This window comes from Bacillus alveayuensis (assembly GCA_030812955.1).
Taxonomy (GTDB): domain Bacteria; phylum Bacillota; class Bacilli; order Bacillales; family Aeribacillaceae; genus Bacillus_CB; species Bacillus_CB alveayuensis.
Map to the genome: position 1 here is coordinate 139,006 of JAUSTR010000003.1, position 22,631 is coordinate 161,636.

General features: G+C 35.2%; 24 protein-coding genes, 1 pseudogene and 1 riboswitch. Of the genes and pseudogenes, 9 read left to right on the forward strand and 16 right to left on the reverse strand.

The window, feature by feature from the left end; all coding sequences use genetic code 11:
• Positions 1–6 precede the first annotated feature (6 nt).
• On the reverse strand, positions 7–201 hold the full coding sequence (locus J2S06_RS06570) for a hypothetical protein (RefSeq protein ID WP_044749433.1): 195 nt from the start codon (positions 199–201) through the stop codon (positions 7–9).
• 110 nt (positions 202–311) lie between these two features.
• Between J2S06_RS06570 and J2S06_RS06575 the strand changes: the two genes are divergently transcribed.
• Entirely contained in the window at positions 312–497 is a 186-nt protein-coding gene (locus tag J2S06_RS06575; protein ID WP_044749434.1) for a YkvS family protein, read from the forward strand.
• Between the two features lie 76 nt (positions 498–573).
• Here J2S06_RS06575 and queF read toward each other — a convergent pair whose 3' ends face one another.
• The 6 genes from queF to J2S06_RS06605 form a co-directional block, all read right to left on the reverse strand.
• Entirely contained in the window at positions 574–1,071 is a 498-nt protein-coding gene (queF, locus tag J2S06_RS06580) for a preQ(1) synthase (protein ID WP_419151737.1), read from the reverse strand.
• A gap of 17 nt (positions 1,072–1,088) precedes the next feature.
• Positions 1,089–1,826 carry a 7-carboxy-7-deazaguanine synthase QueE gene (gene queE / locus J2S06_RS06585; RefSeq protein ID WP_044749436.1) on the reverse strand — a complete coding sequence of 246 codons (738 nt, stop codon included), beginning with the start codon at positions 1,824–1,826 and terminating at the stop codon, positions 1,089–1,091.
• Entirely contained in the window at positions 1,820–2,260 is a 441-nt protein-coding gene (queD, locus tag J2S06_RS06590; RefSeq protein WP_419151738.1) for a 6-carboxytetrahydropterin synthase QueD, read from the reverse strand. The genes queE and queD overlap by 7 nt, the downstream gene beginning before the upstream one ends.
• Positions 2,260–2,922, reverse strand: a complete 663-nt coding sequence (gene queC, locus J2S06_RS06595) for a 7-cyano-7-deazaguanine synthase QueC (RefSeq protein WP_044749438.1) — start codon at positions 2,920–2,922, stop codon at positions 2,260–2,262. Before queC ends, queD begins: the two co-directional genes overlap by 1 nt.
• A 124-nt stretch (positions 2,923–3,046) precedes the next feature.
• A riboswitch (PreQ1 riboswitch) is annotated at positions 3,047–3,090 on the reverse strand.
• Between the two features lie 107 nt (positions 3,091–3,197).
• A complete protein-coding gene (locus J2S06_RS06600) occupies positions 3,198–3,323 on the reverse strand; it encodes a DUF6254 family protein (protein ID WP_235357004.1) in 126 nt (41 codons plus the stop codon).
• Between the two features lie 63 nt (positions 3,324–3,386).
• Positions 3,387–4,121, reverse strand: coding sequence for a metallophosphoesterase family protein (locus tag J2S06_RS06605; protein ID WP_419151739.1), 735 nt, complete (start codon positions 4,119–4,121; stop codon positions 3,387–3,389).
• A gap of 324 nt (positions 4,122–4,445) precedes the next feature.
• Between J2S06_RS06605 and J2S06_RS06610 the strand changes: the two genes are divergently transcribed.
• From J2S06_RS06610 to motB, 3 genes are all read left to right on the forward strand, one after another.
• The gene (locus tag J2S06_RS06610) at positions 4,446–6,566 is read left to right on the forward strand and encodes an ATP-dependent Clp protease ATP-binding subunit (protein WP_419151740.1); all 2,121 of its coding nucleotides are present in this window, start codon (positions 4,446–4,448) and stop codon (positions 6,564–6,566) included.
• Positions 6,567–7,216: 650 nt separating this feature from the next.
• Positions 7,217–8,008 carry a flagellar motor stator protein MotA gene (motA, locus tag J2S06_RS06615; protein ID WP_419151741.1) on the forward strand — a complete coding sequence of 264 codons (792 nt, stop codon included), beginning with the start codon at positions 7,217–7,219 and terminating at the stop codon, positions 8,006–8,008.
• A complete protein-coding gene (motB, locus tag J2S06_RS06620) occupies positions 8,001–8,768 on the forward strand; it encodes a flagellar motor protein MotB (protein WP_419151742.1) in 768 nt (255 codons plus the stop codon). The genes motA and motB overlap by 8 nt, the downstream gene beginning before the upstream one ends.
• 38 nt (positions 8,769–8,806) lie before the next feature.
• Here the strand turns inward: motB and J2S06_RS06625 are convergent, their stop codons facing one another.
• Together J2S06_RS06625 and J2S06_RS06630 are read right to left on the reverse strand one after the other, a co-directional pair.
• Positions 8,807–9,250, reverse strand: coding sequence for a MarR family winged helix-turn-helix transcriptional regulator (locus J2S06_RS06625; RefSeq protein WP_419151793.1), 444 nt, complete (start codon positions 9,248–9,250; stop codon positions 8,807–8,809).
• Between the two features lie 194 nt (positions 9,251–9,444).
• Positions 9,445–9,537: pseudogene (locus J2S06_RS06630) on the reverse strand (5'-nucleotidase C-terminal domain-containing protein); the annotation flags it as partial.
• A 105-nt stretch (positions 9,538–9,642) separates the two neighbouring features.
• On the opposite strand from J2S06_RS06630, the gene J2S06_RS06635 reads away from it, so the two are divergent.
• Positions 9,643–9,912 (forward strand): hypothetical protein, encoded by a 270-nt coding sequence (locus tag J2S06_RS06635; RefSeq protein ID WP_419151743.1) that lies wholly within the window; start codon positions 9,643–9,645, stop codon positions 9,910–9,912.
• Between the two features lie 71 nt (positions 9,913–9,983).
• Entirely contained in the window at positions 9,984–11,510 is a 1,527-nt protein-coding gene (locus J2S06_RS06640) for an ATP-binding protein (RefSeq protein ID WP_419151744.1), read from the forward strand.
• 312 nt (positions 11,511–11,822) lie between these two features.
• Here the strand turns inward: J2S06_RS06640 and J2S06_RS06645 are convergent, their stop codons facing one another.
• Entirely contained in the window at positions 11,823–12,077 is a 255-nt protein-coding gene (locus tag J2S06_RS06645) for an aspartyl-phosphate phosphatase Spo0E family protein (RefSeq protein ID WP_419151745.1), read from the reverse strand.
• A 218-nt stretch (positions 12,078–12,295) separates the two neighbouring features.
• On the opposite strand from J2S06_RS06645, the gene J2S06_RS06650 reads away from it, so the two are divergent.
• Positions 12,296–13,204: a DMT family transporter gene (locus tag J2S06_RS06650; protein ID WP_419151746.1), complete on the forward strand. Its 909-nt coding sequence runs from the start codon at positions 12,296–12,298 to the stop codon at positions 13,202–13,204.
• Between the two features lie 134 nt (positions 13,205–13,338).
• Here J2S06_RS06650 and J2S06_RS06655 read toward each other — a convergent pair whose 3' ends face one another.
• The 3 genes from J2S06_RS06655 to J2S06_RS06665 are packed head-to-tail and all read right to left on the reverse strand — an operon-like array spanning position 13,339 to position 17,063.
• The gene (locus J2S06_RS06655) at positions 13,339–14,454 is read right to left on the reverse strand and encodes a Ger(x)C family spore germination protein (protein ID WP_419151747.1); all 1,116 of its coding nucleotides are present in this window, start codon (positions 14,452–14,454) and stop codon (positions 13,339–13,341) included.
• Positions 14,447–15,544, reverse strand: a complete 1,098-nt coding sequence (locus tag J2S06_RS06660; protein WP_419151748.1) for a GerAB/ArcD/ProY family transporter — start codon at positions 15,542–15,544, stop codon at positions 14,447–14,449. Before J2S06_RS06660 ends, J2S06_RS06655 begins: the two co-directional genes overlap by 8 nt.
• Positions 15,531–17,063 carry a spore germination protein gene (locus J2S06_RS06665; RefSeq protein WP_419151749.1) on the reverse strand — a complete coding sequence of 511 codons (1,533 nt, stop codon included), beginning with the start codon at positions 17,061–17,063 and terminating at the stop codon, positions 15,531–15,533. The genes J2S06_RS06660 and J2S06_RS06665 overlap by 14 nt, the downstream gene beginning before the upstream one ends.
• 541 nt (positions 17,064–17,604) lie before the next feature.
• Here J2S06_RS06665 and J2S06_RS06670 point away from each other — a divergent pair.
• The gene (locus J2S06_RS06670; protein WP_419151750.1) at positions 17,605–18,234 is read left to right on the forward strand and encodes a 5-bromo-4-chloroindolyl phosphate hydrolysis family protein; all 630 of its coding nucleotides are present in this window, start codon (positions 17,605–17,607) and stop codon (positions 18,232–18,234) included.
• On the forward strand, positions 18,234–19,406 hold the full coding sequence (locus J2S06_RS06675) for a toxic anion resistance protein (RefSeq protein ID WP_419151794.1): 1,173 nt from the start codon (positions 18,234–18,236) through the stop codon (positions 19,404–19,406). Before J2S06_RS06670 ends, J2S06_RS06675 begins: the two co-directional genes overlap by 1 nt.
• A 66-nt stretch (positions 19,407–19,472) precedes the next feature.
• Here the strand turns inward: J2S06_RS06675 and J2S06_RS06680 are convergent, their stop codons facing one another.
• The 3 genes from J2S06_RS06680 to J2S06_RS06690 all read right to left on the reverse strand — a co-directional run bounded on the left by J2S06_RS06680 (position 19,473) and on the right by J2S06_RS06690 (position 22,562).
• Positions 19,473–21,107, reverse strand: coding sequence for an SLC13 family permease (locus J2S06_RS06680; protein ID WP_419151751.1), 1,635 nt, complete (start codon positions 21,105–21,107; stop codon positions 19,473–19,475).
• 305 nt (positions 21,108–21,412) lie between these two features.
• Positions 21,413–21,925, reverse strand: coding sequence for a 1,2-dihydroxy-3-keto-5-methylthiopentene dioxygenase (locus J2S06_RS06685; RefSeq protein WP_419151752.1), 513 nt, complete (start codon positions 21,923–21,925; stop codon positions 21,413–21,415).
• A gap of 13 nt (positions 21,926–21,938) precedes the next feature.
• Positions 21,939–22,562 (reverse strand): methylthioribulose 1-phosphate dehydratase, encoded by a 624-nt coding sequence (locus J2S06_RS06690; protein WP_419151753.1) that lies wholly within the window; start codon positions 22,560–22,562, stop codon positions 21,939–21,941.
• Positions 22,563–22,631 lie beyond the last annotated feature (69 nt).

A 22,631-nucleotide genomic window follows, 5' to 3' on the forward strand; every position in this document is an offset into this window, starting at 1 on the left:
CCAGCCTTAACTTCTAGGATCTTGTAAATATTGATAAATCACATTGCCGCCCCGCTGGGCAATTCCACGAAAATGCTTAAAATCTGGTCTTGAAACAAGTACTTTACGAAAAATCATAAACTGCTCTTTCGTAACTAAATACTCATTTAGCTCACCATCTTTCAATTTATCTAATATATCATTCGCTAGCTTTTCGTCCATTGAAATTTCCCCCTTTTTCAATAGTAATTTGGCAAAAAATGTTCGAAACCCTTTACAAGCTTTCAGAAATCATGCAAAATAATTATAAATTTAATTAAAGGAGAGAAAAAATGAATATTGCTCAAGTTGGGAATATCATTGAATTTAAAAATGGTCTCCAAGGTGTTGTGGAAAAAGTAAATGAAAACTCTGTCATTGTTGACTTAACGTACATGGAAAACTTTCGCGAGCTAGACTTAGAACATAAAACGGTTGTTAATCATAAAAATTATAAGATCATCAGCAACAGTCGCTAACTAACATATGGGAACGGAGAATGCTCAACCTCCGTTCCCATTTTTTCGACATTCATCTTGTGTTTTTTTTCATCGTTTAGCGATTATCAATTTTTTCAGGATATAAGTCGTGATTCATTAAACGGTATTCAGCCATTTTTTCGTATTTCGTTCCCGGTCGGCCATAGTTGACATATGGATCAATTGAAATTCCACCGCGTGGAGTAAATTTCCCCCACACTTCAATATAGCGTGGTTCCATTAATTCAATTAAATCATTCATAATAATATTGATGCAATCTTCGTGAAAGTCACCATGATTTCGAAAACTAAACAAATATAGTTTTAATGATTTACTTTCGACCATCTTCTTATCTGGTATATAGCTAATGTAAATGGTTGCAAAATCAGGCTGTCCTGTTTTTGGACATAAAGAAGTGAATTCAGGACAATTAAATTTCACGAAATAATCACGATTTGGGTGTTTATTTTCAAATGTTTCAAGAACTTCAGGAGAATACTCGAACACGTACTTTGTCCCTTGATTGCCTAATAACGTCACTCCTTGTAATTCTTCCTCTTTTCTTCCAGCCATCTGTATAACTCCTTTCCTTACACACCGCGTTTATTTCCCCAAACAAGTGTATGAAGCTGTGGGAGCACGCGAATATCTTTCAAAACTTCATCATGCATAACCATATTGATCAACCAATTATACCGCTTTAAAAGTTGTTGAGCTAAAACGGCATCATTTTGTTCCGTAATCAAAGGATTGCCAACTTGCAAGTAAAATGGGATTTGCGAATATTTTTGATAAATCTTTTTCGCATAGTGAAAATCCTGCTCATCAAAAATGACGATTTTCAAATTCACATGTTTTAAGCGATTATGCTCTTCTAAGTTCTTCAAAATATCATCCAAAAACTCTAAATCTTGTTTCATGTTCGAGCTAGGCGGCTTGGGGGAAATGGTTAAATCGTCTACCTCTAAAAACCATGGTTGATAACGACTTCCTTGTGTTTCAATCCCTACTAAAATGTTATGGTTATGAAGAAAATGAATTAATTCGCCGATTTGTGGGAACAGTGCCGGATTTCCACCTGAAATCGTTACATGTGAAAACGTATTTCCGCCAATCTGTTTTAGTTCACACCAAATTTCTTCAGCGGACATTAAGCGGATATCTTTTTTGCTGCTTCCGTCCCACGTAAAAGCTGAATCACACCAAGAACAGGAAAAATCACAGCCTGCTGTTCGTACAAACATCGTTTTGCGTCCGATCAACATCCCTTCCCCTTGTATAGTCGGTCCGAATATTTCAATGACAGGTATGAGACGCTTTGTTACCATGATTTTTTCTCCTTTTTTGGACGAAACACAACGTAGCTTGTAGGTGTTTCTCTAACGAACACTTGAACACATTTCGGCTTGTTCGGCAATTCGTCTAGCTCTTTTTGGATCATTTCATAAATCGTTTTGGCCACCACTTCCGTTGTCGGAAACTTTTCTTTATTTTGATCATCAAACGATGCATGATCATTTAGTAATGTATGATCAAATTTCCCATGGACAATCTTTTTTAACTTTGCAAAATTAACTAAAAACCCCGTTTCATCTAATTCATCACCAGCAATCGTTACATTGACAAAATACGTATGACCGTGTACTTGTTGACAAACACCAGCTTTTTCACTCGGAATATAATGTGCTGCCGCAAATTGCATATCTTTATTTAATTCGTATTGATAGTCATGTTGGGCTTGTGGGTAAATTTGTTGCAACATTACACATCCCCACCCTTTTGTTGTAAATATTCCTCTAGCCCACGCTTGCGAAGTTTGCAAGCAGGACATTCACCGCAACCATCAGCAATTATTCCGTTATAGCATGTTAATGTTTTTTCTCGGACAAATTGAAAGGCTCCTAGTTCATCTGCAAGCTTCCATGTTTCCGCTTTATTCAGCCACATGAGTGGTGTGTGAATGACAAATTGATCATCCATGGCCAAATTAATCGTCACATTACAAGATTTAATAAAAACGTCCCTGCAATCTGGATACCCACTAAAGTCTGTTTCACAAACACCTGTTACAATATGCTTTGCACCAATTTGTTTGGCAATAATGGATGCAAAAGTGAGAAACAGTAAGTTTCTTCCTGGAACAAACGTACTAGGAAGCTCCCCCTCTGTTTGTTCAATAGGAATATTTGTTCTTGTCAAAGCATTTGGGGCGAGCTGATTTAATAATGACATATCCAATATATGGTGTTTGACACTAAGCTCTTTCGCAATATTTTTCGCCACATCTATTTCAAGTTGATGCCTTTGTTGATAATCAAAGGTAACAGCAACGACTTCAGCAAATTGTTTTAATGCCCAAAACAGACAAGTTGTACTATCTTGTCCCCCGCTAAAAACAACGACTGCCTTTTGAGACATTACCATCCACTCTCCTCTCTTAATAAAAGAGCGAGCATTCTAACACACGAATTAAACAAATGGACATACATGAAAAAAACACCTCAAGAGGTGCTCTAGCCAAATAAAAAACTATATCCCAAGGATATAGTTGTCCTTAGTTTTTTATAGAGGGTGTGCTAGAACCTCTCCCGTGTTATGTGCACGGATTTTATTTGATTTAATCTTATATTACTATATCATTAATCAGTTAATTTCGCCAACTTTTTTCTCATTTAATTTGAAAAATTTATTAAGTAAAGTTAACGATTCGGCTTATGATTAGCATCTTCTTTTAACTCTGCAAATGTTTTCACTTTGCCATGAGGATTTTGTGATTGTTTTCTTACAGCCCATTGCCGCTCCTGCTGACGTTTCGATTGAGTCATGTCGATCTTCCTTTCATATCTTTGTCTCTTTTTAGAGTTCCTTTAAGAAAAAAAAGATATTCATTACTTTGTATCTTTTAATCCTCGATATCTCGCTGTTGTCAATTCTTTTATATAATCATCAAGATCTGGTAATTTCGCATTTTTGGCCTGCTCGATGGCCCGTTCAATATTATATGGGACCCTTACAAGTTGAATAGAAAATGATTTCGTTACAAGAGAACCATATTCCCCCTCTAAAATCGCGTAAGAGGCTTGTGTAATTTCTAAAGGATTTCCAACACTTCCTGTATTAAATAATGTTTTTCCCCGGAAGTTTTGTACATACGCATTATGGACGTCACCATAACCAACTACATTTGGAATGATATAGCTTGTATTTTTCGTGTTTTCAAACATGGACAATCGTTTTTCCATATGATCCCATGGTTGAATCCTAGTCCATACACTAAAAGGGGATGCATGAAAAAGACGAACGTATCGACCGCTCATGTAAAATTCAATCACGAAAGGAAGATGCTCCAAATAAGATAATTGCTCTTTTGTAAGTTGATGCTGATGCCATTTGACAACATCTGTTACATCACTCTTTAACATTAAATCATCCCAATTCCCTTTTACGACTTTTTCACAATGTGTTCGAACAAGTTCAACCGCCATGTAAGAATCAGGTCCTTTTCCTACAAGATCGCCTAAACAAAAAGTTCGCTCAATGTTTCGGCTTTTTATATCTTCTAAAACAGCCTCCAAAGCTGGAATATTTCCGTGTATATCAGAAATAACGGCAATTCGATCCATAAACGCACCTCCATGAACAAACGAACAAAGTTATGATTTTTTATTTTATCATTGCCTACGTTTTTAAGCATCTTAAATACATTGGCACAAAGGGAAGCAACACAACTTTTTTTCTTCCATTCTTTACAAAATCATATTAAAAAGATTATAACCGTTCTTTTTTTCAACAATTATTAAAAAAAATCAAAAAAGTACTTGAAAGTCAAAAAAGGTCAAAGTATAATTAAAGTCAGAAAAGGTCAAACAAAGTAATGTATTTTATTTTGGATTAAAGGTCAAAGTTAGTCAAGGTCAAAACAATACGATTTAAAGGGGGTTTTTCATATGTTGTGTCAACATTGTCAACAAAACAAAGCAACCGTACATTTACATTTACAAGTAAACGGACAAAAACAGCAATATCTTTTATGCCAAGATTGCTATACAAAATATAAAAACAAAGTTCCAACTAATTTTTCTAACTTCCCATTTAGTGATTTTGAGCAACTATTTAACAGCTTTTCCGGATATTCAAACATGATGGGGGCAGCAAATGAAGCCATGCAACAAACACAAAACCGAAACCGCGGCGGAATGCTAGATCAATTCGGACGTAACTTGACAGATATTGCGAGAGCTGGACTGATCGATCCTGTCATTGGCCGGGATGAAGAAGTAAAACGTGTCATTGAAATTTTAAATCGCCGCAACAAAAACAACCCAGTACTAATTGGTGAACCTGGAGTCGGAAAAACAGCGATTGTAGAAGGACTAGCCCTAAAAATTACAGAAGGAAAGGTTCCAGCAAAATTAATGAACAAAGAAGTTTATATGCTAGACGTTTCTTCTTTAGTTGCGAATACAGGAATACGTGGACAATTTGAAGAACGTATGAAACAGCTCATTCAAGAGCTGCAAAGCCGTAAAAATATTATCTTATTTATTGATGAAATTCATTTACTCGTAGGCGCCGGCTCTGCAGAAGGCTCTATGGATGCTGGAAATATTTTAAAGCCTGCATTAGCTAGAGGAGAATTACAACTTGTCGGAGCTACTACTTTAAAAGAGTACCGTAAAATCGAAAAGGACGCTGCGTTAGAACGCCGCTTCCAACCTGTCCTTGTTAAAGAGCCATCAATCGAAAAAACGATCGAAATTTTAAAAGGTATTCAAGGAAAATATGAAGACTATCATCAAGTACAATATAGTGAAGAGGCGATTCAAGCTTGTGTCAAGCTCTCACACCGTTATATCCAAGATCGCTTCTTGCCTGATAAAGCGATTGACTTAATGGATGAAGCTGGCTCCAAAGTGAATTTGCAGCATGATTCGTTAGATGAACAGCATATTCAAGATCGATTAAATGAAATCGCTCAAAAAAAACAACTTGCACTAAAAGAAGAAAATTATGAACTAGCTGCGAAGCTCCGCGATGAAGAAGAAAAACTTGAAAAGCAGCTGGGACGAAACGAATCTGTTAAAAAGCCAATCGTTGATGCTTCATTAATTGAAAAGATCATTGAAGAAAAGACAGGTATCCCTGTAGGAAAGCTTCAAAAAGAAGAACAGTCTAAAATGAAAAACTTAGAAGAAAATTTAGCGAAAAAAGTGATCGGTCAACAAGAAGCCGTGAAAAAGGTAGCAAAAGCGATTCGCCGCAGTCGTGCGGGATTAAAAGCGAAAAATCGTCCAATTGGCTCCTTCTTATTTGTCGGCCCAACAGGAGTCGGAAAAACGGAGCTTTCCAAAACGCTTGCTGAAGAATTATTTGGATCAAAAGACGCGATGATTCGTCTTGATATGAGCGAGTACATGGAAAAGCATTCTGTATCCAAGCTCATCGGTTCACCTCCTGGTTACGTTGGTCACGAAGAGGCTGGCCAATTGACTGAACGTGTGCGCAGAAATCCTTACAGTATTATTCTTTTGGATGAAATTGAAAAAGCTCACCCAGACGTACAGCATATCTTTTTACAAATATTAGAAGATGGCCGTTTAACTGATAGTCAAGGTCGCACCGTAAGCTTTAAAGATACTGTCATTATTATGACAAGCAATGCAGGTGCAACTGATAAGCAAGTATCGGTTGGTTTTAATCAATCAAATCAAAATGAAAATAGCCTTTTAACATCACTACGCTCATACTTTAAGCCAGAATTTTTAAACCGCTTCGACAGCATTATTGAATTTAAACCGCTTGAGCAAAAGGATTTAGTGAAAATTGTCGAGCTTATGCTTAATGAATTGCAAGAAACATTAGCTGATCAACAAATTACAGTTGAAATGACAAATGAAGCAAAACAAAAATTAGCTGAAATTGGTTATCATCCTGATTTTGGCGCACGTCCTCTTCGCCGTGCTATTCAAGAGCATGTGGAAGACCAAATTGCCGATGTACTTTTAGACCACCCAGATAAGAAAAATTTAACAGTCAAAGTAGACAACAACCAAATTGTTGTACAATAAATTTAAAAAAAGAGCTGGATTTAACGTCCAGCTCTTTTTTATTTCCTTTTCGTATTTGCCGTTTACATGTTCTTTTCGAATACCTCATACAATACATTGAGGTGAAAAATATGGACATAACGAATAAGTTTTATTTTTTAACCGCTGCAATCATATTTTTTGTCAATGGAACATGCCTTGGCTACATACTGTTTATGGAATCATTTGGACCCGTATATGGGGTTGTGATGTATTACTTTCTTTCTCTTTTTGGACTTTTCTGTTTATCTATTCTTGAACCCCCATTTGAAAACATGTTTTATGTAAAATTTATTTACTTCGGAATGATTTTGACATTTTCCCTTCCCACTTACTACAAATTTGTTTCCGTTTTCATCATTCCGAAATTCATATAGGTTATCACACGTTAAACCAATACCGATTCAGACCAAGAATTCTTTAAACTTAAACTCCAAACCCAAAATCTATTCTCGTTTTTAACAGCAACAGAAGAGTACATTATTCACGAATTCGTCATTAGACTGATTTCTTCTCCTCAAATAAAATAAAAAAACAATACTTCACCAAACGCAATAAAGATACTAAAATAATCAACAAATGTGTCGATATATGTATTGAGGATAAACATCATAATGAAGGATTTGATGAACATGGATAAAACAACACTCTTAGGATTAATATTAGGATTATTAGCATTAGGATTAGGAATTATTTTAAAAGGGGTTAATTTATCCGTTCTCATAAACCCTGCAGCTATTTTGATTATTATTGTGGGAACGATGGCTTCGGTTGTTATCGCATTTCCAACAAACGAAATTAAACGGATACCGAAGCTTTTTGGAATTTTATTTCGGGAACAAAAAATGATCACAATTCAAGAATTAATTCCATTGTTTTCTGAATGGGCGCAGCTTGCGCGGAAAGAAGGGCTGTTAGCGCTTGAAGCAAAACTTGATGAAATTGATGACCCGTTTTTAAAAACGGGGTTAAGCATGGCGATTGATGGCCAAACGGCCGAATTTATTCGGGATGTTATGACAGAAGAAATTGAAGCGATAGAAGAGCGTCATGAAGCAGGAGCGGCCATTTTTACACAAGCGGGTACATATGCTCCTACATTAGGAGTACTCGGTGCAGTAGTGGGATTAATCGCCGCCTTATCGAACTTAGAAAATGTTGAAGAGATAGGCACTTCAATTGGAGCTGCGTTCGTCGCCACATTATTAGGTATTTTCACTGGGTATGTACTATGGCATCCTTTTGCAAATAAATTAAAACGAAAATCAAAACAAGAAGCCATTGTGCGCCAAGTGATGATCGAAGGTATTCTTTCGATTTTAGAAGGGCAATCGCCTCATTCCATTGAACAAAAGCTAGCGATATATCTCCCTGAGCGTGAAAGAGAAAAGTTATTACAAGAAAGTGTGAAACAAAATGGCTAAACGTCGCAAAAAGAAAAACGATAACCATATCGATGAAACGTGGCTCATCCCTTATGCCGACTTATTAACGTTGCTTTTAGCCCTTTTTATCATTTTATTTGGGATGAGCTCTATTGATGCACAAAAATTTAGACAGTTAGCGATTTCGATGAACGCCAACCTTACGGGAGGAACAAGCATATTAGAATTTCCAAGCCCTATGCCAGAAGGTGGAGAATCATATCTTCAAGAAAAAGAATTAAAAAATATCAATCAAGATGACCAAAAACAGGTGCAAAAACAAGAACAACTAAGTGATATTCAACAAAAAGTTAATGCTTACATCGATTCGAAGCAATTGAATAACAAACTAAAAACATCTTTATCAGATGAAGGGCTTTTAATTACAATTGTAGACGACATACTTTTTGATTCAGGGAAAGCAGAAGTCCGAAAAAAGGATCAAAAATTAGCAAGGGAAATCTCAAATCTTCTCGTCATGAATCCACCAAGATACGTTGTCATTAGCGGCCATACAGATAATGTACCCATCAAAAACTCACAATTTGACTCCAACTGGCATTTAAGCGTCATGCGTGCGGTGAACTTCTTGTCGATTTTGTTGGAAAATGAGAAGCTTAATCCGCAGTTATTCAGTGCAAAAGGTTATGGTGAATATAAGCCCATTGCATCTAATAATACAGAGGAGGGCCGCCAAAAAAATCGTCGCGTCGAAATCCTGATCTTACCTTATGGGGAAAATGAAAATACGAGCCCATAACGGCTCGTATTTTCATATTGGAAATGTTGACTTTCCGTTTAGATTTCTAAATTTTTGACATAGAGCCCGACTTGTTTGATTAAGCGAATAGCGGTTTGTTTCTCTTCTTCTGTAAGCACACTCATAATTTGATCGATCACTTTCTTATGCTCTGGGAACATTTCTGCTATGAATCGCTTTCCTTTTTCTGTAATAACCGCATATGTAACACGTCGGTCTTTCGGACAAGCCTTTCTCATTAATAGCTCCTTTTTTTCCAGCTTGTCAATCACATATGTAATACTTCCGCTCGCTAATAAAATTTTTCCGCCTATTTGTTGTAAAGGCTGTTCCCCTTTATGATATAAAAGCTCTAGTACAGCAAACTCGGTTGGATTTAATCCATACGATTGAATATGCTTGCTCACATAGTCATGCATTGCCCGATATGCTTTTGAAAGGACAACATATAATTTTAATGATTGATCTTCGCGACTACTCATTTTCATATCATTCCCTCAATAACGAAAACCTTTAATTCTAAGTAATCATAAAGAAACTTCTACCTTTTGTCAAGTAACACGTAATCAACATTACCAAATAACCGTCCAATTATGATTACAAGTCGCCTGAATAACACGACGGCGTAATATTTACTGAATCATAACCTCAACCATATCTACTTGTATTTCCTTTATCACTTTTTTCCTTTAAACATTGTATACTCACCCCCACCGCTTGCCCGATAGTTATTCATGACGACTTCGTACTTTTTCTCAAAATTTAACGGTACTCCATTTTCGCAACTCTTTCCCCTGCAGGCTGTTGAATATCAATTCCTTTTTTCCATTATATATAATTATGGAGGAAATAAAACTTTAAAGTTTTTTGCTAAATGAAAAATAGAACGCTTTTTTTGATATATCTGTACACAACTGTTGATAATCCATTATTTTACTTAAAAATGCAGAATCGTATGGCTGAACACAAGCTTTTCTTCCATATCCCTCGACAAGAAACACCAGCGGGCAAATTCATTTGGCCGCTGGTGTTTCTTGTTCGAGAAGGGCATGCGTATAGCATGCCAAGTCGGCAAGCGAATCGCTTGCCGACTCCGGCAGAAAAGCTAGAAATAGAGCCATCTCAACTTGTTATTATTAGTTAATCAACACGGATGATATCTGTATTTTCATTATGCTATAATAAATGAGTTGAAAATGATAAGGGGTAATGAATATGCGAAGATTATGGTGGAAAAACCACATTTTTCAATACATAGTGATTGTCATCATCCCGGCTATTTTTCTTTCAATGTTTTTCTGGAACATGCAAGAAGAAGCATTGATCAAAAAATATAAAAATGAAACAGAAAATATGTTAAATATTCATCAAAAGCAAATTGATAATTTAATACGGGAAACGAAAACAAAAATGGAAACGATGGCAATTTTGTTAAATAAAATAAAATCTAAAGAAGAGATTAATGATGTGTTAACAAAGGTGTATAAAGGAGAACCACGTTTTTCAGGCTTTTATATTGTTGATCAAAATGGATATTTTCAATTAGGAACCCGATATTATGATCCAAATGTTAGTATTAAACATCGCCCATATTTTCAAGAAGCTGTGACAAAGAAAGCAACATCGATTTCTGAAGCTTACATCGGACCATTTTCCCATCACTTTATCGTTACACTTTGTACTCCTATTCTAGATCGCAATCAAAATATTACAAATGTGCTCGTTGCAACCGTACGTGTCGACTATATCCAAAATATTATGAATGTGTTGAGTCCGGAGCTTTACATTGAAACGAAAAATTTAAATGGAGAAACGATTTTCCGTTCTGGATTAAAACCGGAAAACGATCTTGGTATTATCATTGAAAAAGACTTACATGAGTTGCCATGGAAACTTGAAGCAAGACTTCCCGACATCAAGTTTACAGATTTACAAGATCGTATATTTGTGTCTTCAATCATGATATTTTTCGTGTTAAATGTAATTTTCTTATTAATCCAATATTATTTGCTTAGGAGAAAAGCGAAGCTAGAATTAATCCAAGCAGAGCAACAAAAGTTAGAGCTAGTCGGTACACTTGCCACCAGCACTGCCCATGAGATTCGAAATCCTTTAACAGGAATTCATGGCTTTGTACAACTGTTAAAAGAAAAATATACTTCGGATGAAGATCAGCATTATTTCGATGTTATGGAAAAAGAGATTGAACGAATCAATGAAATTGTTAGTGAATTTTTAATGCTTGGTAAGCCGACAGTGTATAAACATAAACATTATAATCTCATCGAAATTTTGCAAGAAGTAACCCCGTTTATTTCGTCTGAATGTCAAATAAAAAATCTAAAGTTTCAGCTTGATCTCGATAAAGAAAAACCAATATGGATTTATTGTACAAAAGACCATATTAAACAAGTAATATTGAATATTACGAAAAATGCGATCGAGTCTATGGATTCAGAAGGAGCATTAACGATCTCTGCTACGCAAAATAAAAAGAGAGCGATCTTAACGATCCGTGATACTGGTAAAGGGATTCCACCTCAAATAATAAACAAAATATTTGATCCTTTTTTCACTTTGAAAGATAGTGGAACAGGTTTAGGTCTTGCCATTTGTCAACGCATTATTGATTTGTATGATGGATCGATTCACATTAATAGTGAAATAAATAAAGGAACGTGTGTAACCATTACCCTTCCAATAAACTTCCCGAATGATAACGAAAATCTTCAAGATGATTGATATTAGTTATCAGGCGTGTTGATTAACCAATATAATCCAGTTGAGATGACTCTATTTCTAGCTTTTCTGCCAGAGTCGGCAAGCGATTCGCTTGCCGACTGGGCATGCTATACGATTCGGTATTATTAAGTAAAATAATGGATAATCAACACTTGTATTTAGTTATATTTTTCATGAATAAAGACAACCCGATATAAAATTAATAGTCGGCTTGTCCTAAATAAAAAAAATACTAGATTTATTTCAGAGGGATCTGAATAACTCTAGTCACTTAATATCTTTATTCGATTCTCACGATAGATCGACAAAATGTTAAATACTGTTTTGTTTTTTTAATGAATGATCGAAAATTTTGTTAATACTTAACATTTTTAACCATCTTTTGAAGGGATTTTGATAAAATGTTAATTTTTGGTATTTGTTTATCAATTTGTCTAATTCTTGACTAATTTGTATTGTTTCCTGACTTGTATATCCTTTCAAATTAGCCGTTTCGATTAATTGTTGTCTTTTTAGAGAAATCTCTACAAATAATTTTTCTCTTAATATCCTTTCATCTGTTGACATCCACCTTTTACCTCCTCAAAACATGCGTTCAATATACGCACTATCGTATTATTACAGATTCTACTATTTTTGTAAATATAATCGCAAAATTAGACAAATTTTTTGCTATTTTTTTATTTTCTATTTGAAATAAACGTGCGAGCATTTCTCTTTACGAATACGAAAAAAATCGATAAAATAGCCAAATATAATATTATTTTCTCTTGGAGATGAAGAATATGAAACAGCTATACTATGCCCTATTATTACTAACTAGTATGTTGTGGGCAGGAAACTTTGTTTCTGGAAAATTTATGGTTGGCCATGCTTCACCATTTGTATTAACCGAATTGCGCTGGATTCTGGCTGTTTTGATATTAGCTTTCATCGTATATTATCAAGAACGCTCATTTAAAATACCGAAAGAAGCAATCCTTCCTCTCATGATGATGGGATTAACCGGTATTATTTTTTTTAATGTCTTTTTATATTTAGCTCTTGAAAATACAAGTGCGGATACAGTAGGTTTACTATCGACATTAAATCCGATCTCCATAGCCGTTATGAGCTTTATTTTTTTGAGAGAAAAATTGACATTTCGCCAAATGATCGCTATGTTCATTTCACTTGCTGGTGTATTCATTGTTTTAACAAATGGACAATTTGATGATATTTGGAGCCATACCGCATTTAATATTGGCGATATTTATATGCTGATAGCTGTTTTAGTATGGGGCGGATATTCTGTAGCTGGAAAAATAGCGATGAAATATGTATCTCCGTATATGTCCACTTTTTGGTCAGGGATATTTGGCTCTTTATTTTTACTGCCGTTTACGGCAAAAGAAATGATTTCGATCCAAGGGCCGCTATCCTTTTGGACCGCTGTAGCTTATACAGTGGTTGGTTCTACCGTTTTAGCGATGGTATTTTGGAACATCGGTGTTCACCATATAGGCGGTACGACATCAGGAATGTTTTTGAATTTTAATCCTCTTTTCACAGCGATTTTTGCTTATTTCTTATTAGGAGAAACATTAGGATTTAGCCAATTCATTGGTGCGATTATGATTATTTTAGGTGTTCTATCATTTACTCGAAAAGTTGAAACAAAGCCCATTCCTATTCATGAAAAGCTGAGATTATAAAGAACTTACCTATCAAGCCATTAGGCGAAAAAAATTGTACCTCGACTCTTTTTACGTAAATTTAACGACAACGTCAATTTGTTATCGAATCCATTCAAAAAGCGAAACCAAAGCGCTCGCCTTCGGTTTCGCATCTACTTAATGATTCCAGTCTTTCGAATATCCACTTTGATTTTCGGTTGAATTTTAATAGAAGGGTATGCTTTTTCCCAATCTAGTTGATCCCATATTTCCGTGTGATAAGCAATCAATTCTCTGCCAACCCCGAAGGCATCACAATTTGCATCAAGCAATGTATTCACTACTTTTTCCGCATTTTTTGTCAACTTTTCTGTTAATACTTGATTTATTTTTTCGATCAATTTATTCGATTCTAATTGATCTGATGGAAATTCGATAATTTCAGCCTCTAATTGAACATCGATCATGACCTTAATATCATTAGGATCCTTTGCTTTTACGGATAGTTTCCGATTCATATCCTTTACTTCTATCGTAATATAGACGCCTTCATGATGTTGATCTTGTAAATTTATTTTTTCCGTAAATATCATATTTTGATCGATTTTGTCAGCTAAAAGCATAAAAATTTGCGTCTCTTTACTTGATAACTTCCCGTTCATCTGTTTTTGATGGAATAACGCTAAACCTCCCAGTTCAATTTTCCCTTGTGCTAATTTAATAAATGGCAGAACAATACTTTTTCCAGGATCAAAGAGAGAGGAAAAAGTGAATAGCGCTGTTTGTTTCGGAATTAGTGAATCATCTTCAGCACTGATCATTAAATCTCGCAAATGATCACCAATATTCGTTTCCCCTACCTTTTTTACTTGAATAACATCAGATGCTTTTCCTTCCACTACAATAATTTTCGCCCCCAACGGGCTTTCAGGAGTACGAAAAAACGTATCTAATACTTGATAAACATCTTTTCTTGCGACGTCTTCACTAACTAAAATGGAATTGAGTTTCATCGGTAAAGGCTCGTCTGAAATCATTTGATCTAAGCTTAAAAAACCATCTTTCACTGTATATCCTTCACCCATGACAATTTCACTCATCTGCTCTTTTGCTTCCCCCATCTCTTTAAATAAATTGATCGCTGTTGTCACGAAATATTTTTGATCATCGATGATGTCAAAGCCGATGATTGACATAAATTTTGAATGTTTTAATGTTTTTTGATCCCAGCATCCGGTTAATAAGGTTAAGATGATAAATATTACTAATAGAATTCTACTTTCATTCATTTTGTAACTCCCCTAATTTTTTCCTTAAAAAAAGAGAGATGATGAGCAATAAAAATGGGATGCCTCCTATAAACAAGTAGCTAACCTTCCCGATGAATTCTCCAAAAGCTTCAATTGCGCTTGGCTTTTGCGGAATAAGGCTGATGACAAAGACTATGACTGCCACAAAAGGAACCATCCGTTGATGAGGTTTCTTAAAAAAATGGCTTAACCCCTTTGCCGCCAAATAACTGTATGTCGTTAAAGAGGTGGCAACAGAAACAACCCATACGGATAAAAACACGATATCGATTCTTTCAATGACTGAAAACTTAATCGCTTTTAGCATATATAGCACCGGCTGCGGGATGAGAGTCATCGCTTTTGGTGAAAAAGTCATGATCGCTAGCATGACGATAAATAAATAATAAAACGTAACAAATGCATTTGCGAGTGAAATCGATTTGATAATTTTTTTACTTTCAGATTTAACAAGTGAATACGTAACGAGGAGCACATCAAATCCTAACATCGCTATAATTCCTTGATTTGCACCTAATAAGATGTTTTTTAATCCCGCTTGACCGACTGGAAATAAATAGCGGAAATCAATATTTGTAAATGAAAAAATGACTAACCCTAATAAAATGATTAAAAAAATGGAAACAAAAGTATAAAATCTAGCTATAATCTTAAAGGATTGACTTGCAAAATATAAAATCGTGAATATGCCTAATAAATTCATAACCCATACTGGCGTAGTTGGATAAATCCAATTTTTTAAAATAGATGTATACAATATGATAATTAAACTACTAATGAGAAGATAATATCCGACAAACAGAATATTAAAGAAATTCCCTATCCATTTTCCGACAATTTTCGATGTAAATTCATACAAATTTAAATATGGGAATTGTTTACAAAGGAAGTACATAATGAAAATAAACAGCTGACTAGCTAATCCAGCAACTAATAATGAAATCCAGCTATCTGCCTTTGCATATTGATGGAGATCACGTGGCAAAGATAAAATCCCTATTCCTACTTGGGTTTGTACAACGAAAAAAAATAATTGTATATGTGTAATATAATCTTTATTTCTTTCCATTCCGTTTCCACTCCCTCGAAATATGCTGCTGCTTCATCGCTTGTGGATGAGGGTCAAGTGGACGATTATTCATTTTCCATGCAGGCATTCGCACAATCGTATCTTTTAAATCTTTCATCCTCAATGGAGCAAAAGGTGCGAAATACGGAGTCCCGAAGTTTTCCAGTTTACACAGATGCATCAGCAAAAACATTAAGATCATTTCAATTCCTAAATAACCAAATAAAGTAGCTCCTAGCATCATAGGAAAGCTAATGATTCTTAATGCGATGCTCATTTCATTTGATGGAACACTAAATGATGCAATGGCTGTTAAAGCAACGATAATAATCATCATTTTGGATACGAGACTAGCCTCAACAATAGCTGTTCCGATAACTAACCCTCCAACAACACCGATCGTTTGGGCAATCGGTGCCGGTAAACGAACAGATGCTTCCTTAAGCAATTCTAAAATGACAACCATAATTAAAGCTTCAAGCATTGGGGGGAAAGGGACGAACTCAAGTGAACTTTTTACTGTAAATAACAATTCAGTAGGAATGACTTCAAAATGAAAGGAAACCGTTGCGATATAAAGAGCAGGAAGTGTTACAGCTAAAATAAAACTAATTAATCGGAACAATCGATAAAGAGTTCCAACGTAAAAACGACTATTGTAATCATCCGGAGATTGAAAAAAAGTAAAAAAGGTTACCGGCATGATTAAGGCAGAGGCACTACCTTCCATAAATAAAGCGACACGACCTTCCATTAACATGGACGCCGCACGGTCAGGCCTTTCAGTACTTAAAATTTGTGGAAAAAGGGAAAAAGGGTTGTCCTCAATAAATTCTTCTATATAACCTAGAGTTTGAACAGAATCAACTGATATGGACGTGACCCGTTTTTCCACTTCTTCAACAAGCTTTGGATTTGTTAAGTTTTTAATCGACAAGATCGCAACTTTCGTATCTGATGCTTCTCCTAGTGATATATAACGAACAACTAAATTCGGATTTTCGATCCGCTTCCTTAAAAGGTGAAGGTTTTTTTGTATATCTTCTACAAAACCTTCATGGGAACCACGGATCACTTGCTCATTCGTCGGCTCCTGAATGTCACGCGTAATCGAAGATGGAATATGAAACAAATAAACGTTTTCATTATTTTCCATAAAAAAGGCACAATAGCCTCGAATGATTCCCATCTTCACTTCATTTAAATTGTTCGATTTTTCAATTGCTTCTACTGTGATGATTTCTTCTATGTTCCCGCTCTTCTTTTCTAAAATAGGCTGAATGATATTCGTCTTTAATCCTTTTTTATCTATCAATTCTGGAAAATAAAGAATCACACAACGTTTTTGGCTAAACATCAATTCTTTTTTTTGCAAATCTTCCGTATTCCATAAGGCATCTTCTATAAACTTTACATTTTGATATAAATTTTGCGTTGCCAACACTGGACGCTGATTCAAAATTTTATAAGAATGATTATTAATAAAACGCGGCTTTTCATCTTTCTTTAACTTTTTCACACACAGCCCTCCATTGATAGAAGAAGAAACCTTATGCTACAAGTGATGCTACAGTTTTAAAAAGGCTCTTTTCTAAAAGATTGTTGCTTTACAACCTTAGCTTTTCAACTGTCAAGGCAAGCGACACGCTTACTATGTCACACTTTAGTGTGACACATAAACCGAACAAATGGCGATTGTCGGACAAATGAATTGGCCGATTATGTTCATGTTTGAGAGATTAAGTATATTTCCAAACTCATGCTTTCATAATTTGCTCAATTTACAATAAAATATTCAAATTCTGGATGATTATATGTACCATTTAAAATGATGTAATATGGTATAACAGTTTCCAAAACAAAAATGTCATCTATGTTAAGTTGCAATAAAGAATTTCCGATTTTTTGTTTCTATTTGAAACTTTAACGTTTTCGTCTTTTATGGAGTAATCGTCTGAGTGTAGAACAAAATTTCAACTTATATAATTGAAAAATAGCGAAACTTGTTAGAAGAATGAAACGTAAATATATTAAAGAACTTTTTAGTAGGAGCGAGATGTATGAGATCCATTTTTTCCTTCCTTATAAGAAGCATTTTCTCTTTTCTAACGATGGTTATAAGCTGGTTTATCATCTTTTTTGCTTTTAACGCTTCCTTTTTCTTATCTGTAATGCTTTCTCTCATGATTGGTTTTTTCGTTTTTCTTATTTCTCAGCTCTTAACAAAACAAAAATTATTAAAAACAAATGGCCTTTCACGAAGAGAGTATGCGTATATTCATCGAAATTTAAAAGAAGCGAAGCAAAAGCAAATCCGGCTGCAACGAACATTGTTTAAAGCACGAACGATTGATTCATGGAAAATTTTATTTGATATCAATCGACTATCAAGGCGCATATACCAAATTGTAAAAAATGAGCCAAAACGATTTTATCAAGGTGAAAAATATTTTTACTATCACTTAGATTCTTGTGTCGAATTGTCGGAAAAATATGTGCAATTAGCTTCACAACCAATAAAAGATGCTGATATTCGCCATTCTCTAGAAGTAACAAAAAAAACGCTTCGTGAACTAAATAACCATTTGGAGAAGGATTTAATTGATGTACTTTCAAACGACCTGAACGATTTAAAATGGGAGCTAGATTTTGCGAAAAAACAAACAGATAAGAGTAATGTAGAGAGGTGATGAAGATGAAAGATAAGAATAATCAAGAACATGAGCGAGTATTAGACGAATTGTTAGCTCATCCGTTTCAGGAAGATCATTCGGTTTTAGTCGAACAAACTGTTCAAACAGCTGACCAGTCAAAGCGTCTAGTTGATATGCTCCCAAATGACCATCGCGAAAAAGCATATACTCTTGCCAAACAAATTGATCATTCCAACCGACAGGCTATCGTACAATTTGGAGCAAATGCCCAAGCAAAGCTCTCTAGCTTTTCTCAATCAATGCTTGATCATGTCCAAAAGAAAGATGTTGCTCCAATTGGTGATATTTTAAAGGACTTGATGAATAAATTAGAACAAGTAAACCCTGAAGAATTGACACAACAAAAAAAGAATCTAATCTCAAGACTGTTTGGAAAACTATCGAGGTCTATTCAAGAGCTTTTATCCAAATACCAAAAAATAAGCGCTCAAGTAGAACGGATTACCGTTCGTTTAGAGCAATCGAAAAAAACGCTACTTGATGATATTAAAATGCTTGATCAGCTTTATGACCGTAATAAAGAATACTTTGATGCATTAAATATTTATATCGCTGCAGGTGAGCTAAAGCTAGAGGAGCTTCATCAAACAATCATTCCTGAAATGAGAAAAAAAGCGGAAAAGTTGAATAACCAAATGATGATTCAAGAAGTCAACGACCTTATGCAATTTGCAGATCGCTTAGAAAAGCGTTTGCACGACTTAAAGCTCAGCCGACAAATCACGATACAAAGCGCACCGCAAATTCGAATGATTCAAAATATGAATCAAACGTTAGCAGAAAAAATTCAATCATCGATCTTAACGTCTATTCCTTTATGGAAAAATCAAATTGCTATTGCTCTTACCTTATATCGTCAAAGAGGTGCTCTTGAAGCACAAAAACAAGTCACGAATACGACCAATCAATTATTGCTGAAAAATGCAGAAATGTTAAAAGCGAATACGATTGAAACCGCAAAAGAAAATGAGCGCGGCATTGTTGATATTGAAACATTGAAAAAAACACAAGAACACCTTATCTCCACCATCCAAGAAACATTACGTATTCAAGATGAAGGCCGAATGAAAAGAATGCAGGCCGAACAGCAATTAATCGAGATGGAAAATGAGCTCAAGACAAGGTTATTAGAAATGAAAAAAGAATAGAATTTAGAAAGTGGGTGCCGATTAAGCACCCTCTATTGATTGATTACCCATATATTTCTTTTCATTTTATTTAAAATCCGCTGGATAGTGCTGTATATCAATTCCCCAAACGATCGGCATCCATAAGTATATGAGGAAAGCAATTACGATAATGGACACAACATTTAACCAAAATCCTGCCTTCGCCATATCACCGATTTTCAAATAATTGGACCCGAAAACGACAGCATTTGGTGGTGTTGCTACAGGAAGCATAAAAGCACAAGATGCGGCAATAGCAGAAGCGACCATTAAAGCATATGGATGAACACCAATTGCACTAGCTAATGATGCCATAATTGGTAAAATCATCGTTGCTGTCGCTGTATTTGATGTAATTTCCGTTAAAAAGATGACAATTGTTGTTACGACTACTAAAATCAAAATAAAGTGAATGCCTGATACTAACGTCATTTTTTCCCCGATCCATTGTGCTAATCCCGTTTCTTTAAAACCTGCCGCAATGGCAAGTCCTCCACCAAACAATAGTAAAATACCCCATGGCAGCTTTTTCACTGTCTCCCAATCTAAAAGAAAAGCACCTGGTTTATTTTTAGATGGAATAGCAAATAAAATGACAGCTCCTATTAAGGCAATGATTGTATCATTAATGCCTGGAATCCATTTGCTTAATATAAATGAGCGACTGATCCATGCAATGGATGTGAATAAAAATACTGTAAAGATGATTTTTTCTTCAAAAGATAATTTTCCTAATGATTTTAACTCACTTTGAATGACTTCTTTCCCACCTGGGAAATTTTTCAGCTTCATTTTAAACGCAATTTTCGTTAAATAATACCATGAGCCAATTAGTAATAACGCTGCAATTGGGACACCGAATAGCATCCATGTTGAAAAGGAAATCGTCACATCAAAAAGCTCTCCTGCTACGGCTGCAAAAAGGGCATTTGGTGGTGTTCCAATTAACGTACCTAATCCTCCAATGGAAGCTGAATACGCAATTCCAAGCATTAACGCTTTCGCAAATGTTTCGGCATCATTCGTTTTACTAGCTAGATTTTCTTTTGATACAGCCTCTTTTACTTTATACACAATCGCTGTTCCGATTGGCACCATCATCATAGCCGTTGCCGTATTCGATATCCACATCGAAAGAAAGGCTGTCGCCAACATAAATCCGAACACTAACCGTTCCATATTTGTACCAATCATAGATATGATCGATAAGGCGATCCGCTTGTGTAAATTCCATCTTTCCATCGTTAACGCTATTAAAAATCCGCCCATAAATAGAAAAATGACATCATTTCCATATGAAGATGTCGTCGTACCGACATCTAATGCGCCCGTTAATGGAAATAAAATGATTGGCAATAATGATGTTGCAGGAATTGGAATAGCTTCTGTAATCCACCAAATAGCTATCCAAGTTGTGCTTGCTAAAACGGCTAAAGCCTCTTTTGACATTCCTTCAGGATGAAAAAAATTTAAAATCAAAAAAAACAGTAACGGACCTAAAATAAGACCAACTTTTTGTCTACCGCTATACGAATTTAGTGGATTTGGTTGAAGTGGAGTAGAACCTTTCTTGTCCGTCTCCATTGTTGAGGTTGGCAAAAATTGCGCAAACATTTGCTTTAATTGGACATGATCATTCCATATTGTTTGGCTAAATTTTGTTAACATCGATTGCTTCATCTCCTATCCCCCTTGTTTTAATATTTAAATAATTTTCTAAAATATTTAATTTTTATAATATATAGTATATTGTCCTTATTTTTAATTAATTTGTCAACGCTTTCAGTAGTTTTAATAATTTAAAATTTTTGTATTATCCAACCGTAAATGAAATGGTTTCCGATTCATTGGCTTTCACAAAATTTTCATCCCCTTACAATTGATTCTTCTCACAACATTACCCCATTTGTGGCCAGTACATGAAAAAAACGAGGCTGTGTAGAGGGGTTAGCACCCTTTTTGGCAGCCTCTCAACATTTATCTCTTTAATAAATTGGCACCCAGCCTTCTGTCGTTACAAAAATTCGAATAGCGACAACCCGGCGGTCTTCTTGCAGTGTAAAGTAATGTCTCGTATTTTCTGGTACCGAAATTAAGTCGCCAGGCTCTAGTTCTACATCAAAAAATTGTCCATCCTTCCCTTGAATAGCAAATGTACCGTGTCCGCTTACGATAAAACGCACTTCATCATCTGTATGATGATGCTCTTTTTTAAAGTTTTCTAATAATTGATCTAAATTCGGAGTTGTTTCTGATAACGAAATGACATCATGTGCTCGATAGCCGCGTCGTTCAGAAATATTTTCGATTTCTTCTTTAAAAATATATAAAATTTCCTCTTTCTCTTTATCTGTTAATTGATAATTTTCAACTAAATACTCTGGTAGTTTGGAAATATCCCATTGTTCATAAATAACCCCTTGTTCGTCTAAAAAATGAATGACTTTCTCTTTTTCTTCAATTCGTTTATTAGACTTATGAATACGAATGGTTGCCATTTTAATTCCTCCTCTATTGATTTGTTATTGAGAAAAGTTTAAGCTTAACATGATAAGAAAATAAAAATTCGAAAGCTTCCAAATATTTTTTTGCTGCAAAAGGTGTTTGTCCCCAAACGGTAATCCCATGATTTCTAATGAGGACCGCTCCATAATCTTTTTTTACATAGTTCGAAAACTCGGCTGCCAATGTCGGGATATGGGCATGATTAGCAATAATCGGTACTGTTATTTCCGCATCTTCCTCCCATAGACCGAACGCTTTCATGATTTCTTGACCTTTAAAGGTAACTGACCCTTTTTCATAATAAAGCTCGGAAATTACATTGTTATCGACCGTATGAACATGTAAACTGCATTCAGCTTTCGTTTTTTTAAAAATTTCGACATGAAGAAGCGTTTCCGCTGAAGGCTTCCCTTTTTGTCCGGGTAATGGAAGACCATTTTGATCAACATGAATAAAATCTTCATCTGTTTGTTTTCGTTTATCTTTACCACTTGCTGTTACGAAAAAGGTTAACGGTTTGTCGCTAACCTTAATAGCTAGATTTCCGCTCGTCGCAGGAAACCAATCTCGTTCCGCTAGTTCTCTTTTAATTTCAGCAAGCTCTCCCCACTTTTTATCTCTATCATTCATACGCTCATCTCCCTTGTCTAGCTCGAAGCTTTAGCTCTCTTAATCAATTTCAGCTGAAAAAATTATCGT

What these genes read in the sequence shown, in the direction of transcription:
- J2S06_RS06570 (WP_044749433.1), bottom strand. Translation starts at nt 201, where the DNA reads ATGGACGAAAAGCTAGCGAATGATATATTAGATAAATTGAAAGATGGT.
- J2S06_RS06575 (WP_044749434.1), top strand. Translation starts at nt 312, where the DNA reads ATGAATATTGCTCAAGTTGGGAATATCATTGAATTTAAAAATGGTCTC.
- queF (WP_419151737.1), bottom strand. Translation starts at nt 1,071, where the DNA reads ATGGCTGGAAGAAAAGAGGAAGAATTACAAGGAGTGACGTTATTAGGC.
- queE (WP_044749436.1), bottom strand. Translation starts at nt 1,826, where the DNA reads ATGGTAACAAAGCGTCTCATACCTGTCATTGAAATATTCGGACCGACT.
- queD (WP_419151738.1), bottom strand. Translation starts at nt 2,260, where the DNA reads ATGTTGCAACAAATTTACCCACAAGCCCAACATGACTATCAATACGAA.
- queC (WP_044749438.1), bottom strand. Translation starts at nt 2,922, where the DNA reads ATGGTAATGTCTCAAAAGGCAGTCGTTGTTTTTAGCGGGGGACAAGAT.
- J2S06_RS06600 (WP_235357004.1), bottom strand. Translation starts at nt 3,323, where the DNA reads ATGACTCAATCGAAACGTCAGCAGGAGCGGCAATGGGCTGTAAGAAAA.
- J2S06_RS06605 (WP_419151739.1), bottom strand. Translation starts at nt 4,121, where the DNA reads ATGGATCGAATTGCCGTTATTTCTGATATACACGGAAATATTCCAGCT.
- J2S06_RS06610 (WP_419151740.1), top strand. Translation starts at nt 4,446, where the DNA reads ATGTTGTGTCAACATTGTCAACAAAACAAAGCAACCGTACATTTACAT.
- motA (WP_419151741.1), top strand. Translation starts at nt 7,217, where the DNA reads ATGGATAAAACAACACTCTTAGGATTAATATTAGGATTATTAGCATTA.
- motB (WP_419151742.1), top strand. Translation starts at nt 8,001, where the DNA reads ATGGCTAAACGTCGCAAAAAGAAAAACGATAACCATATCGATGAAACG.
- J2S06_RS06625 (WP_419151793.1), bottom strand. Translation starts at nt 9,250, where the DNA reads ATGAGTAGTCGCGAAGATCAATCATTAAAATTATATGTTGTCCTTTCA.
- J2S06_RS06635 (WP_419151743.1), top strand. Translation starts at nt 9,643, where the DNA reads ATGAAAAATAGAACGCTTTTTTTGATATATCTGTACACAACTGTTGAT.
- J2S06_RS06640 (WP_419151744.1), top strand. Translation starts at nt 9,984, where the DNA reads ATGCGAAGATTATGGTGGAAAAACCACATTTTTCAATACATAGTGATT.
- J2S06_RS06645 (WP_419151745.1), bottom strand. Translation starts at nt 12,077, where the DNA reads ATGTCAACAGATGAAAGGATATTAAGAGAAAAATTATTTGTAGAGATT.
- J2S06_RS06650 (WP_419151746.1), top strand. Translation starts at nt 12,296, where the DNA reads ATGAAACAGCTATACTATGCCCTATTATTACTAACTAGTATGTTGTGG.
- J2S06_RS06655 (WP_419151747.1), bottom strand. Translation starts at nt 14,454, where the DNA reads ATGAATGAAAGTAGAATTCTATTAGTAATATTTATCATCTTAACCTTA.
- J2S06_RS06660 (WP_419151748.1), bottom strand. Translation starts at nt 15,544, where the DNA reads ATGGAAAGAAATAAAGATTATATTACACATATACAATTATTTTTTTTC.
- J2S06_RS06670 (WP_419151750.1), top strand. Translation starts at nt 17,605, where the DNA reads ATGAGATCCATTTTTTCCTTCCTTATAAGAAGCATTTTCTCTTTTCTA.
- J2S06_RS06675 (WP_419151794.1), top strand. Translation starts at nt 18,234, where the DNA reads ATGAAGATGAAAGATAAGAATAATCAAGAACATGAGCGAGTATTAGAC.
- J2S06_RS06680 (WP_419151751.1), bottom strand. Translation starts at nt 21,107, where the DNA reads ATGAAGCAATCGATGTTAACAAAATTTAGCCAAACAATATGGAATGAT.
- J2S06_RS06685 (WP_419151752.1), bottom strand. Translation starts at nt 21,925, where the DNA reads ATGGCAACCATTCGTATTCATAAGTCTAATAAACGAATTGAAGAAAAA.
- J2S06_RS06690 (WP_419151753.1), bottom strand. Translation starts at nt 22,562, where the DNA reads ATGAATGATAGAGATAAAAAGTGGGGAGAGCTTGCTGAAATTAAAAGA.